Raw genomic sequence first — 15678 nt, forward strand, 5'->3', positions numbered from 1 at the left:
CGATTATTTCAGCATGAACTTCATAAAGCTTTCAACATACCCTGAATCGATTTCCGGCATTTTCATTGATAGCCATTCCATTTCCTTCTTGGTTTTGGATTGCAGGATTTCCGACTCTTTTAATTTAGTTGATTCATCTATTAACTGGGACAAAGCACTTAATGAATGAATCTCGTTAGATTGTGTCTTTTCTTTTAAAGATTGTAACCATTCTTCCAAATCCATATTGGAGTAAGGTATTTCATTTTTTTCGAAAAAGGCGGTTACGAATTCACTTGAAACTCTCTGATCATTGAACATATGATAGATCCCGAGCTTCTGATCCTCTTTCAATCTTGAAATTTTGTAAATAAACTCACTTACAAAATCGACTGGCATCAATTCAAAATGAATTTCCTCTTTAAATGGCAATATCCTTTGTTCAATAAATGATTCAAAAACCTTATACAACATATCCTTCTCGTTCCAAACCCCGTTTGAATTAGATGAAATCCTTCCTAATCTGAAAATATCGATTGTCAGTCCAAGTTCCCTTGCTTGAAGAAGCAATTTTTCGGCAACCCATTTGGACTGGCTGTACCCGATCATTAAATCAGGGGAGTATACCAATTCGTCTTCCTCGTCCCATTTCCTTTCTCCGGTCAAGACAGAAAGCGTTGATGCATAATAAATGTTTTTCCGATTGTATGATGAAGCAAACTTAATGATTTCCACTACACCATCAACATTTGAAATCTTTGATTGGCTATACGGCTCGAAGAAATTCGTTTCGGCACCGACATGATACACATGAGAAACATCATTGCTTAATTTCTCATATGTCATATCATCCAGACCGAATTGGTGTTTACTAAGATCTCCTTCTATTACAACGATTCTACTTACGAATTCATCCTGCCAAAGGCCATATTTCATCAGGGTATCCTTCAATCTATTTCTTGAAGGAAATCTAACCAAACAATAGATTTTGACATCTTCCAATTCACGTAACAATTTATTTAATAGATGTGCCCCTAAAAACCCCGTTCCACCTGTAATCATCATATTTTTTTCAATTTGAACTGGTTTAGTGGATATTCCCCTAATCTTCTCCATCAATGCTGGAGCAAGCATGGAATCCTTCTCCATCACTGCTTCCATGCTGCCAGTTGAATCGACTTCAAGTGCTTCCACAAATTTATTGACTGTGTTATTTTCCAATAATATTTGTAAAGTGGCCTCAGGAAGTACGGTTTCCTTCATTACATAGACCAGTTTTGTAGCTAAAATGGAATGGCCTCCATTTTCAAAGAAGTTGTCGTCCAATCCTAGACTTGGATTTCCTAATACTTTTCTCCATATCTCCAATACTTCTTTTTTCTTTCCAGTCTCTTGATTGGCTAAGGAATTTTTATTTTGCATGATATCCATTTCCAATAATTTGTCTTTATCCACTTTACCGTTTGCATTAAGCGGGAAATCATCCACTCTGACAAAAAAATGGGGAATCATATAATTCGGCAATTCATTGCTCAGATAGTCTTTAATATCCTTTTCAGCATTTTCCGCTTTTTCATCTTTATGTTTGTAATAAGCGATAACATAATTCTCACCATTGATGTTTTTAACAGCAACTACTGAACTTTCAATCTTCATGTATTTATCAAGCTTTTCCTGAATTTCATTCAGTTCGATTCTAAAGCCGCGAATTTTCACTTGACTGTCTTTTCGGCCTTTGTACAGGATCTCACCATTGTGTAACCGGACGCCATGATCACCTGTTTTGTACCACTTCGCCTGATTCAAATCATCCATGATCAAAGCTTGTTCCGTTAATTGCGGCTGATTTAAATAACCTCTCATGACTCCATGTCCGCCAATGTAGATCTCGCCTATCTCCCCATCCGCAACCTCTACTTGTTCTTCAGATAGAATCTTGATTTCTACATTGCTCAACGGCTTTCCAATAGGAATAACATCTGCATCTTTGTCTTCGACCTCATGGCAAATGGCAAAAGTCGTGCATTCAGTTGGTCCGTATCCATTAATCAAGGAAAAATGACCGATTGTTTGCTTCAATCTTTTCACATGGGAAACCGAGATTTTATCTCCGCCAACCACAATTTTCTTTAATCCTTCAAAAATTAATGGATCCTCATCAACCATTGCATTGAAAAGACCTGTCGTAAAAAAAGCTACATCAACCTTTCCAACGGATATCGCTTCTTTCCAATCATCAAAAGAAGTGAACTCATTCGACATCAAGAATAAGGTTGCGCCATTCAATAAAGCTCCCCATATCTCAAAAGTTGCGGCGTCAAAGCATGGGTTGGAAAATTGAGCCACCCTATTATTTTCGTTTATTTCAAGTATTGCAGAGTTCAATACTAAATTGACTACACTCTTATGCTCTATCATTACACCTTTTGGCTTTCCAGTCGTTCCTGATGTATAGATAACATATGCGAGACCATTCTCCGAAGAACGGTTAACGGGAATGTGCCCCTCCTTGCTTAGTTCATTAATCTCAAATGGGATTGGCTCAATATCCAATTCACGGAGCTTCCCTTCTTGGCCATTAAACGATAAAAAGAACTTCATATCCGTATCCGCAAGCATATATTCCAATCTTTTTAATGGGTTCTTTTCGTCTATCGGAACATAGCAACAGCCTGACTTTATTATGGCAAGCATCCCGATGATTAGTTCAATGGACCTTTTGCTTGGAATTCCGATCATTGTTTCTTCTTGAATCCCCAAATCAATGATCCTTTTAGCAAGATTATCTGAAAGAATATCTAATTCTTTATAAGTAATTTGCCTGTCATTTTCACAAAGTGCCGCTTTCGACTGATTATCTTCCACGATTTTCATAAAAACTTCAGTTATTGACATCAATTTATTCGTCGTCATCGATTTACTTATCATCGGGCCCCAACTTTCAAGTGATTTATTAATTTACCAATAGATAGTAATGTTTCATCTTCTGTTAGTTTTAGGAATATTTCCTTCATGGAATCCATAAAACGTAAAATTTCATTTTCATCGAATTTACTTTCTTTATAAATGATTTTATAATGCAGCTTGGATTGCACTACAGCCGCAGAGAACGTAAGATCAAAATTGGTCGATTCACTTCCAACTGAATTTTCGATCATGATTTGCGAATCCTCTGCCAATTCTGTGCTAGGATAATTTTCGAATACAAATATATGTTGGAATAATTCCTTATCCCATGGAATTTCAGCGTATCTCTTTATATCCGTAAGTGAACTGAACTCATACTCTCTCATTTGCAATTGCTTGTTTTGTATATCAGTTAGATAGGATTGAAAATCATCATCCCAATCGGGTTTCAAAGAGAATGGCAGTGTATTGATCAATAAGCCTACAGCTGATTCAATATGCGGAATGCTGAGGTTCCTTCCTGAGCTTGTCACCCCATAGCATACTGAGTCGCTTTCACTGAGATAGGATAGAACGATGCTCCAAACTCCTTGAACAATTGTATTAATGGTCTTTCTATGCCGCTTGGATAATTCTATTAATCTTTCGGTAAGCTCTTCAGGTAAGCTATATTCAATAACTTTATCCGATGTAAAAGCTACCTTATCCGTTTTATTACTCACAAGTGCTTTTACTTGTTCGAAATCCCTCAATTCTTTATTCCAAAAAGCTGCTTCTTCCTGTTTATTAATATTCCTGACATGATTCATGACTTGTTTATAAGCAATCTTATGTTCATCACTGTCTTTTGCCGTATTGGATGGGTTTCGGTAATTATCCAAAAAATGATTAATGACAATTTGCAGGCTCCAGCCATCTATTAAAGCATGATGATGTGTCCATATGAATTTATAGCGATGATCCGATAGCTGGATCAAAGTGATGTTCATGAGCGGGCCATTCTCTAAATCCGTTTGTCTGTTTTTGCTATGCTCCAATAGGTTTTCTATCTTGGATTCTGACTCGTCTTCACTAAACATCGTTAAATCCACATGATTAAACACATAATAAATGTCATTAAGTATGATCTGATAACGGTCCCCCCATTGATTGCGCCTGAATACGGATCTTAGAACGTCATATTTTCTACAGGTTTCATTCCAGGCTTCTTCTAATTTGACCAGGTCCAGATCACCTACTAGATCAATGGATAGCTGTGAAATATATTCAGGACTTTGGGTTACTTCACTATGGAATAACATTCCTTCTTGAAGTGATGTCACTGGGTAAATCTCTTCAATGTTAGTAAACTTATTAATGAAATGGGTGATCGTGCTTCCATCGACCACTTTCTCAGCTTCAAAATCCGTTACGACAATGGAATCATTCAAATCTGCACTCCCACTTAAAATTTTGTTTAAGTGTACTTCAACTTCTTTACATATCTTTCGGAAGTTCTCATTGTTGCTATCGCCAATGATATTCAGCAGGAGTCTATTGTTTACGATGCTGGCGACAAAATTGAGTTTATATGGAAATTGATAGTTCAAATCGATATTGCTGCTAGTGGTTTGTGCCATATCACCAGTGTTATTAAACTGACCTAGATAGTTGTAACTCACAAGGCTATCTGGATAGTTATGATTCCGATTGGAAATATACTTTAGTATTCCAAAGTCAAACCCTTTGTTTGGCACATTTCTTAATATGTTTTTTGTATTTCTCAAAGTTGAGCCCAATGACGCCATTCCTTTAATCCTTACCGGGTAAATGGAGGTGAACCACCCTACCGTCCTTGATAAATCAATACCATCCTCAATATCCTCTCTGCCATGTCCTTCTAAATCGAGCCAAAATTCATCGATTCCCATTCGATTGGAAAGTGCATGTGCGATAACGGATAATAAAACTTCATCAATCGTCGTTTTATGTTTTCTTAAAGTATTTTTAATGAGGTTTTGTGTTTGGACCTCATCCACTTCTATTTTATACATGTTTTCAAAATCACACGTTTCACCTAAGTCTTCCGAAAGCGGAGAAACTGGAACATTCATTTCCTTTTCCCAATATTGAACGGCCTCTTCCGGTAGGTCAGTGTTCTTGTATTCATTTAGTTTTTCGGCCCATTGTTTATAAGAAGTCGTTTTTAAAGGCAGTGATGGTTCTTGTTCATTCTTTATCTGTTGATAGCATCTTTCGAAATGTTCAAGAAGTATCCTCCACGAAACACCATCAACCACAAGGTGATGAATCACCCAAAAAACCCTTACCTCCCTTTGGTCCCTGAATAAAAGGAACTTCATCAAGGGGCCATTGTGTATATTCAAGCTTTGTTGGGCGTTTTCTTCCAGCTCATTAATTTGCTTCAAGCTTTTTTCATCTTTAAAACTTGATACATGATACTCATGAAAACCGCATGCCGTATCAGCATTTGAAATATTTCCAATATATGAATTACCATGTTTTTTAAATAACGTCCTTAAAACATCGTGATGATCAATTAATTTCATGATGATTTTTTTATATTGTTCAGTCGTCAACGCATTATCCTTCATCAAAACGACTGACTGATTCCAATGATGGATATTCGCATGATTCTCATTAAAAAACCAAGATTGAATAGGCGTCAGCGGTACATCACCTGATATTTTTTCTTGAACCACTTGTTTTTGCTCAAGCTCATTTACAATATCCCCTAGCTCACGGACCGTTTGGTACTCAAATAAATCTTTAGGAGTTATAAATAAATCTTTTTCTTTTGCAGCAGAGCATATTTGAATACTGATGATTGAATCACCGCCACATTCAAAAAAGTTATCTTCCGGTCCTATAGTGGGATCGTTTAAAACATTTCTCCATATTGTCAGAAGTTCCGTTTCAGTTTTTGACAATTCTTGCACATCCAGCACTTTTTCTTTCCTCTCATCCACCTGTTCCGTCCATTTCGGCAGGGATTTCCGATCAACTTTTCCATTCGGCGTCAAAGGGAATTTATCCAATCGCATAAAATGAGCAGGAATCATGAAATCAGGCAGTGTTTCTTTCAGTCTTCTTCTGATTGAATCCACCGAAACCTCATCATTCACCGTATAATAAGCAATTAGCCTTTTATTCCCATCTTCCATTACCGTTACATAACTATCCTTGATTTCTGCTATTTTTCGTAATGAAACATTAACCTCCGATAGTTCAACACGGTACCCCCTTATTTTCACTTGATCGTCCGCCCTGCCTATATAAACTAATTCCCCAGCTTTGTTATGCTTAACTAAATCCCCAGTTCTGTATACTTTTTCGTTAGGGTTGAATGGATTGGATATGAATTTTTCATTTGTCAGGCTCTCATTATTCAAATATCCCCTTGCTAACCCAATTCCTCCAACGTAAAGCTCACCAACCGCTCCTGCCGGAACTAGTTTCCGGTTTTCATCCAGCACAAGTGCAACCGTGTTGGTCAAAGGCTTCCCGATCGATACAGCGAATTCATCTGTAACGTCCTCATTCGGGGGAAACATTTTAAAACTTGTACATACCGAATATTCCGTAGGCCCGTAGCCATTGAAAAACGATATATGCTTAAACGTTGAAACGAGCTCAACTGGACACTCTGAACCTGCTGATCCCAATACTTTTATCGTGCTCAATTCATTGATTGGCAGTTCCTTCAACACAGCCGGCGGTAAAATGATATGAGAAATTCCTTCACGCTTAATTTGTTCAACAAGTTTATTCATGTCAAATTGATTTTCTTTATCTACGCTTATATGCAGCTCGGCACCGAATAATAGTGTGCTGAATATCTCTATGACGGATGAATCAAAATTAAACGTGGCGAATTGCAGCACTTTAGCTGACGTGTCCAAACACATCATTTCATTTTGGTTATAAACTAAGTTAATGATTCCTCTATGTTCCAACATGACCCCTTTTGGCCTGCCTGTCGTTCCCGAGGTATAAATCACATATGCTAAGTCTCTCTGTTCCGCAATGTAAAGATTCGCTTCCATTAACAGATCCGATTCTTCTTCAATATCTTCAAAATATATTAATTTGGATGAGTCAATCAAACCATTTTTCCCAAGTCCTTTGTGACTCAAGCAATAGGAAATGGACGAATCTTCAACCATGTAGCTTAATCGCTCATCAGGGTAATGAGGATCCAAAGGCACATACGCTGCGCCAGCTTTAATTACTGCCAGCATCCCTGTCACCATATCAATTGATCGATTCACATAAATTCCGATTCTTTCTTCTTTGGAAATCCCTTTGCTTAATAAATAGTGTGCAAGGCGATTGCTTTTAACATTCAATTCGTGATATGTAATGGTTCTCGGACCATCAACAATGGCTATCTTATCAGGAAACCGCTCAACAATTTTATGGAAGGCTTCTGGGATGGAGTCATTGATTCCCTCAAAGCGAATGGTTTCTCCCTGCCATTCTTCCAATAATACTTTTTCCTGCCTCTTACTCACGACGGATACCTTGTCAATCGATCGTTCAGGCTGATAGGTAATTTTCCTGACCCACTCTAAGAAATTTTCAGCTAGTATTTGAATCGTTTGTTCATTGAAGATCCCTGAATTATACTCAAAAGCGAATAAAAGCTTATCCTCATATTCCTCTGCAGCTAAACTCAAATCGAATTTTGCCGCCTTTGATTTTATTAGTTCAGGCGTTATTTTTATGTATTCACTTTCAAATGAAGCTTTGGCATTATTTTGTAAAATGAAGACGGTTTGAAATAATGAAGTGCTCGCTAAATTTCTTTCAGGATTAATGACTTCAACAATTTTCTCCAAAGTCATTTGCTGATGATCATAGATGTCGATGATATGGTTTGTATTTCTTTCAAGAATCTCTTCGAATGTTTCCTCAAGTCCCAGCTTTAATCTAAAGGGCAGTGTATTGACAAAATAACCGATTGATTTTTCTGTTCCTTCTATCATTCTATTCGCCAAAGGACTTCCAACGATGATATCGTTTTGACCAGTATATTTAGCTAGAAAAGACTGATACATCGTTAGCAGTGTCATGAATAATGTCGAGTTTTGTTCAAGGGACATCCGCTTTAAACCATGGAGCTCTTCACTTGTTAGTTCCACTATGAAACTACTGCCATCGGAGCGGTTTTCTTTTGTACGTATCGCATCTAAAGGAAGCTCCAATTTAGGTAATTCCCCAGATAGGTTTGTTTTCCAAAATAGCGATTCTTCTTTAATATTCTGTTCTAACCAGTTTTTTTGCTCAAAGGCAAAATCCTTATATTGCTTAAAGTCGTTTTCAAGGATCAGTTCCTTTTCATTCACTTCACTGTCATAAAAAGATAACCATTCGTCTATAAATAGACTTACTGACCATCCGTCAAAAATGAAATGGTGGAGATTCACAAATAAAACAGACTCTTTTTCGCTCAATCTGACCAGTTTCACTGTCATGAGAGGGCCTTTTTCAATTTCAAAGATTTCCGATTGGACATCTTCTTCGATTTGCAGTATACGAGTCGATTGCTGTTCGGGCTTTAACGCAGAAAGGTCGATTTCATTTATTTTAATGTACAAATCTTCCTTGATTTCCTGGTAGCCTTTCCCGGCATTTTCACGGACAGTGGTCCTTAAAATCTCATGTCTATTAACAACATGATTTACCGATTTTTCCAGTATTGAAGTGTCCACTGCACCAGTAATTTTATATTTCTGGGGGATATTATAATTGGTTGTCTTACCATTGAGTTTTTCGTTGAACCACAAAGCCTCTTGGTTACTGGATAAAACATGATCTTTTTGTTGCGCTTCACTTTGATCTATGCCATGATCTGACATTTCATTGATGATGAAGGCCGTCAACGAATCGACTGTTGAATGTTGAAAAATATTTTTCAACGTTAGAATTTGATTGTATTCTTTGTTTAATTTCGTCAATAACTTCATGGCTAAAATCGAGTGTCCGCCCACTTCAAAAAAATCGGCATTTTTATCGATTTGACTTGTTGATAAGACTTCCAAAAATGTCTTTTGCACAAAATATGAAACTGCTTCCGTTTCATCTTTCGGAGGCGTATTCACTTCTGGGAAGATCTTATGACTTAACAATTTCAATGTAGGATTTTCAAACAAATCGGCTAATTTCATATTCGCATCAAGTCTTTTATTTATTTTAGACACCAATTTCATGGCTGTTATCGAATGCCCGCCCAATTGAAAGAAATCAGAATTCTCATTAATCTCACTGTTCAAGAAAAACTCTTGCCATATTTCTTTAAGTTCTTCATTAATGGTTGTGGATGTGAACTTATAGTCACTTGTTGGTTGTTGGTTCTTGCTTACATTATTTTTTAGTTTTGAAAAATCAACATCGACATATATTTCGTCAATTTGCTGAACTTTTGTAATTTGATGGGCGATCTGCATGAAGGCTGATTGGATATCATTTACTAGTGAACGCTCTATGAAGCAGCGATTAAAATACAATTTGCATTTAATCGTTTCTTTATTATCCTGGGCTTGTAATGATAATGGAAAGCTATGTGTCTCTTTTCCGCCTTCAACTTCCCAGTTAATATCAAACCCTTCATTTTTCGCTTCCGGATAATTTTCATAAACAAATAAAGTTTCGAAAATTGGATCTTCCTTCTTTAATTTCGTATGCCTTTTGATATCCACTAAAGAAATTTGTGAGTAATCCAGCATATTGTTTAATGTTTCCTGGAACCGTTTCAGTAATTCAGTAATGCTATCTGTATCCTTCATTTCAGCTATCATCGGGATCGTATTAATGAGCAGCCCAACAATTTCTTCGGATTTGAATAAGTTATTCGACCTGCCAGAGCTTACGACTCCAAAGACTATTCGATTTTGATTGGACATTTCCTTTAAGACGATCGACCAAATTAACTGCAATAATATATTAATCGTTACATGGTTTTTAGCGGCAAATTCCCTTAAAAGCTCACTCTGTTTTTTATCCAGCTCCCAAAATAGATCATTTTCCTGCTGGTTTTCCTCCACATGCTTCAGAACGGGGAATGTGATTGTCGGATGCTCAATATCCTTCGCCAGTTCTTTCCAAAAACTGTTTAGATCTTCCGCATTGATTTTATTCATATACCGGATAAAATCTCCATATTGCTTCGGTTTTTCAATAAGGCGTTTGGAGCCCTTTCCTACAATTCGGCTGTAAATATCGAAGAGTTCATCGATGACTATGCTTGTACTCCAGCCATCCAGAATTATATGGTGATGAGTCCAAATCAAGATATACTGATTTTCTTCAATTTTCACTAACTGGAGTTTCATCAAATTGGAGTTATTCACATCCATCTCCTGGGATTCGGATGTCACTCTCTGAATTTCATGTAATTGCTCATGTTTACTCATCTCTGTCATATCGATTATTTCTGGTTGATAATCCATTGCATTGAATACAACCTGAACATTGTTTTCGACATTTTTAGAGATGACCTTCATTCTTAATGCTTCATGACGTTCTACAACCTGGCTCCACGCCTGGAATAATGCAGGTACTTCAAGAGCGCCCGTTATCCTGATTCGCATTTGAGAAATGTAAAGGTTCTCTGCTGTATTGTTCATTTCCAGTTCATAAAGGATTCCTTCTTGAAGCGGAGTTAATGAGTAGATATTCTGAATAGATTTCTCCAATTTTGCGCCTCCCGATTCCATTTTCTTCGTGTCATACCTGCTGACTGCAATCCTTCTATTAAACCCTTCATCACCTTATTTATTGGAATTCAATATATGAAACAAATCTTCCTCAGTAAGCATCGCATCTGGAAAATCACTTTCTATTAAAGAAGCTTGGTCAAATCCACTTCCCTTGATTTCCATGACGACATTACCAATAGCTTCTATTATTAAGTTCATCTTTTCTTCAGCTAATTTTGAAATGATTTTTATGAATAGTTTTCCGTCCTGGATCAATGCCAGGAAATGGAGTTTTGGTTTATTTTCAAACTCACCAAAATCCCTGCTATTGGATGATTCAAATTGGGAATCCAATCTTCCTAAATAATTAAAAGTAACGTGGATATCCGGCTCCTTAATGACCTCAGGGCGTAAATATTTGATAACGCCATAATCAAAACCTTTATTTGGAACTTCCCTTATAGCATTCTTCGTGTTTTTTAAAGTGTCATCAAACGTCTCTCCTGAATGCAGCAATATCGGATACATCGCAGTAAACCAGCCAACGGTCCGAGTAACATCCATTGTTTCGTCCGCCATTTCCCTGCCATGCCCTTCTACTTCCACCCACAAGTTCTTCACTTCAAAAGATTTTTTCAAACTCTTTGCAATTAATGACAACAATACTTCTTCCACAGTCGCTTTTGATTGCCTTGATAATTCCTGGATCAAAAATTCAGTATCTTCTTCACTGAATGATTTCTCCACCGTTCTTTCTTCCTTAGCTATAAAGTCTTCCGTTATCTTAAAATCCGTTATTTCACTTTTTGTTTTTTGTTCCCAATAACGGAGTGTATCAGGATCCATCAACGATTCATTATATTTTTTCAAGAAGTTTGACCAGTCTTTGAATGATGAAGTTTTATAAGCAAGCTTCCCTGTTTGATTGTTTAATGCTTGATCATGGAGAGCATTGAAATCCTCAAGCAAAATTCTCCAGGAAACTGCATCAATCAATAAATGATGGATTACCCAAAAGAAGCGATACTTATTTGCTTGTTCTTTTAGAACAAGCATTTTCATGATCGGTCCATTACTTATGTCCAATGAACGTTGAGCCTTGCTTTCCCATTCATCTCTCATCCTTATTCGCATTTCCTCATCTAAATGATGTATATCCTTAAAGACTAACTCCCATGTTTTATGATTTGAGTCTATATTTCCGATATATTTATTTTCATGTTTTTTAAATAGGGTTAACAATCCATCATGGTGTTCCACGATTTGAGATAGAATTTTTTCAATGTCCTCCATTTGGGCACAGTAATCTTTACTAAAAACAATGGATTGGTTCCAATGATTGATGGAAGTCGTGTGTTCTGCAAAGAACCATTCTTGGATAGGGGTCAGTTCCACATTCCCCCTAGTGGCTATAGGTTGGATCATGACCTTATTTTCGGTTTTCGCGATTGCTGCCAGCTCTGCTACCGTTTGATTTTCAAAAATGGATTTTGGACTGATGATTATATTTTCCTGCCTTGCTAGAGAACATATTTGAATGCTCTGAATGGAATCGCCGCCAAGTTCAAAAAAGTTATCCCGGATACTTATGTCATCCATCCCTAAGACAGTCTTAAAAATCTGAAGAAGCACTTTTTCATTGACCGTCTCAGGTTCTTCCAAAGCATTGCTTCTAGTTATGGGTACCGGAAGAAGCGCCGAATCAATTTTCCCATTAGCATTTAACGGAAATTTGTCCACTTGCATAAAGAATGAAGGAATCATGTAACTTGGTAATCTCTCTTTTAAAAATGCCTTTAAGTGGTCATAATCAACTTGTTGTTTGGATGTGAAATAGGCGATTATTTGTTTATTTAAGTTTGGCTGATCCTGAATCTTAATGAATGAGTCACTAACTTGCGGATACGCATTGAGATTGACCGAAATCTCATCAACTTCCACTCGGAAACCTCTTATTTTAACTTGATTATCTTTACGCCCCAGAAAAATCAGCTCACCATCGCTCGTGAATTTTGCAAGGTCGCCGCTGCGATATAAACGCTTTCCAGCTTTAAAAGGATGATCAATGAACTTTTCTTTTGTTAAATGATCATTATTCACATAGCCAACAGCTAACCCTTCGCCACCAATATATATTTCCCCTGCGGCACCTATCGGGACAAGTCTTTGCTCCGGACTCAGTAAATAGACGTCAGTATTCAAGATAGGTTGGCCTATCGATACTTTATTATTAGCCGTCTCCTTGTTTTCTAACGCTTTAAACATTTCAATCGTGGTCCATACAGAATATTCCGTTGGGCCGTAGGCATTATAAAAGTTTACATTTCGATAGCGGTCCAGCAAAGCTATTGGACATTCAGATCCGGCTGAACCAACGAATTTCACATCAGATCCCTCTATATTGAGCTCTTGTAAAACTGCAGGCGGCAATACTAGGTGAGTTAACTTTTCACTTTTGATTTGATTTTCCAAAGCGAATAAATCAAACATTTCCTCCTTATTATTCCCGATGCGCAGTTCTGCACCATTTAATAAGCTTCCAAAAATCTCATAGATAGAGGCGTCAAAATTAAAAGTGGCAAATTGTAATACCCTAGAGGTCTCATCAAGTTGTAAGTACTTGTTTTGACTTATTATTAAATTCACTACTCCTCTATGGGATAACATGACACCTTTAGGTTTTCCTGTCGTTCCCGAAGTATAGATTATGTAAGCCAGATCGGAAGGTGCAATCGATTCGTTACACCACTCGGTATCCACGTAATGGACGGATTCAAGATTAATCACTTTAGCTATTTTTTTTATGGCAGGAACCTCAGCTTGATTCGTAATGCATATATCCATTTTCGAATCATTAATGATATATTCCAATCTTTCGGCTGGCAGCATAGGATCAAGCGGGACATATGCACATCCGGCTTTAATGATTCCCAACATGCCTATCACCATATCAATCGATCTGTTTACATGCAGCCCTACCTTATTGGAGCCATTTTCGATCTTATTCCTAAGCAATTTCGCAATCACTTTTGATCGTTGATCTAATTCCGAATAGGTAATCGACTTACCATTATCAGCAACGGCTAATTTGTTTGGATGCTTCTTAACGATTCTTTCGAATATGGAGGTGATCGTCTCATTTTGATGTGCATCCGAAACCTCACCTTGCCACTCAAATAACAATTGATGCATTTGATTGTCATCTAAATGCTCTAAATGACATATAGGTTTATTTGTATTTCTGCAAATTTGGAATAACCATTTTTCAAAACTCAACATGAGTCTTTCAATTGTTTCCCGTCTGAAAAGTTCATCGGAATACTCAAACTCCAGGATTAGGTTCTGGGAACCTTTTACTTTTATGGTCAGGTCATAATTCGAATAAGGAATTTCGAATTTATCTTGATCAAGAGTGAAGAATGAATTGCTAAAGTTCCCAACAAAGCTTTCTTCCATTGCCAATGCTGTTTGAAACAATGGGGAATGGCTGAGATCCCTGTCCGGATTAATGATTTCAACTATTTTTTCGAATGGAAAGGCCTGATGTTCCAATACTTCCAAAATCACTTTACGATTTCGGTCCAATATTTCATGAAATGATTCTGCTGCATCCACGGTCAGCTTCAATGGCAGCGTATTGACAAAGCATCCAACTGTCCGGGCAAATTCCGCCTGGCCGCGGTTTGCCACGGTACTCCCGACAATGATTTGATTCTTCCCGGTATATTGACTTAAGAACACTTGATAAGCTGTCATCATAAAAGCATATAAAGTCGTGCCCTTCTCCTTTAAAATCCTGTCTATCAGTATACGAAGTTCGTCCGTTATCGCCATTTCCAATCTTCCACCTGAGTATGAAGGGGATTTGGGACGTTGAAAGTCAAATGGAAGTTCCAATGCTTCTTCCTCTTGATCTAAATAACTTTCCCAAAACCTCCTTTGGCTTGGCGTATTATCCTTGACCCATTCTTTATGCCAGACAGCATAATCTAAATATTGCATGTCCAGAGGAGGAATATCCTCAACCCTGCCCGTTTGAATTCTTTCATAAATCTCCATTAGCTCTTCGAAAAAGGTGACAAACGATACTCCATCAAAAATGATATGGTGAAAATTGCATACTAAATAATGCTTTTCTTCGTCAATTCGAAATAGTTTCATATTAAATAAATGATCATTTTCCAGGTCGAAACATCTATCCATTTCTTCAGTAAGATGGGAGGTGACCATTATATTACTGGCTTCGGGATCTAATTCCCCACAGTCTTCATAGGCAATTATGTTTCTGCTTTTTTTTGATAAGAATTGAAGGATTTGATGCTCTTCACCCTTGAAATTGGTACGCAAAGTTTCATGGCGTTCAATCATGAAATCTAATGCCTGTTGCAGGTCATCAATGTCCACTACGCCATTTAAAATGAATTTAAATGGCATATTATGGAGCATTCTCCTTTCATTCAGGCTGTCAAAAAGATACATTCGATCTTGATTATGAGATAGAATCCCTTCACTTTCCCCACGTTTATAAGGCTTATTTACCTCGACTTCCCTCATGCTGATAAGCATGTCCAGAAAACTTGCCAGCTTTTCTATATTCCACTGACTTGAAATGATTTCCGATGTTAATTGAATGCCAAACTCCCGTTTTATCGAAGACAAGAACTCACCTTTTTTTTCATTTGTGCTTAGTGACTCATTCATGTTCTCCATTAGTGATATTTCAAAAGGTTTGATAACAATTGAAATCAAGTTTAATAGCCTATCTTCCGTTTCACTGATTATCCTGTTCATAGAAAAACACCTCAATTCTTTTCCATTCAACCTAACTTATTAATATCATCCAATTGTTTGATGAGTACGGATAGTTCCTGGATGGTTGATTGTTCGAACATCACTTTGATTGGTAATCTCACTCCCATGTTATTCTTCACCATTTGAATGAATTGCATGGCTAAAAGGGAATTCCCTCCTAAGTCAAAGAAATTGGAATCTGTACCTATCGTTTCTTGTTCTAAAATCTCTTTCCAAAATCCTATGAGCTTTTCCTCAATTACCCTTTCCTTCACAGCAATAGTTGTTTCCATATATATCC

The 15678-nt window shown here is 37.2% G+C and carries 4 protein-coding genes; all 4 read right to left on the bottom strand.

Annotated features, from left to right (window positions below; all coding sequences use genetic code 11):
- Positions 1-3 precede the first annotated feature (3 nt).
- Positions 4-2907, bottom strand: a complete 2904-nt coding sequence (locus tag ACQKNS_RS21190) for a non-ribosomal peptide synthetase (RefSeq protein WP_427645233.1) — start codon at positions 2905-2907, stop codon at positions 4-6.
- Positions 2904-10583: an amino acid adenylation domain-containing protein gene (locus tag ACQKNS_RS21195; protein WP_427645234.1), complete on the bottom strand. Its 7680-nt coding sequence runs from the start codon at positions 10581-10583 to the stop codon at positions 2904-2906. Before ACQKNS_RS21195 ends, ACQKNS_RS21190 begins: the two co-directional genes overlap by 4 nt.
- A gap of 75 nt (positions 10584-10658) precedes the next feature.
- Positions 10659-15377: an amino acid adenylation domain-containing protein gene (locus ACQKNS_RS21200; protein WP_427645235.1), complete on the bottom strand. Its 4719-nt coding sequence runs from the start codon at positions 15375-15377 to the stop codon at positions 10659-10661.
- Between the two features lie 26 nt (positions 15378-15403).
- Entirely contained in the window at positions 15404-15670 is a 267-nt protein-coding gene (locus ACQKNS_RS21205) for a phosphopantetheine-binding protein (RefSeq protein ID WP_427645236.1), read from the bottom strand.
- Positions 15671-15678: the final 8 nt, after the last annotated feature.

The sequence above is a fragment of the Peribacillus sp. NPDC094092 genome (genome assembly GCF_050279365.1).
Taxonomy (GTDB): domain Bacteria; phylum Bacillota; class Bacilli; order Bacillales; family DSM-1321; genus Peribacillus.

Excerpts from the sequence above, each read along its gene's own strand:
- ACQKNS_RS21200 (WP_427645235.1), bottom strand. The coding sequence starts at position 15,377 with ATGAACAGGATAATCAGTGAAACGGAAGATAGGCTATTAAACTTGATT.
- ACQKNS_RS21190 (WP_427645233.1), bottom strand. The coding sequence starts at position 2,907 with ATGATAAGTAAATCGATGACGACGAATAAATTGATGTCAATAACTGAA.
- ACQKNS_RS21205 (WP_427645236.1), bottom strand. The coding sequence starts at position 15,670 with ATGGAAACAACTATTGCTGTGAAGGAAAGGGTAATTGAGGAAAAGCTC.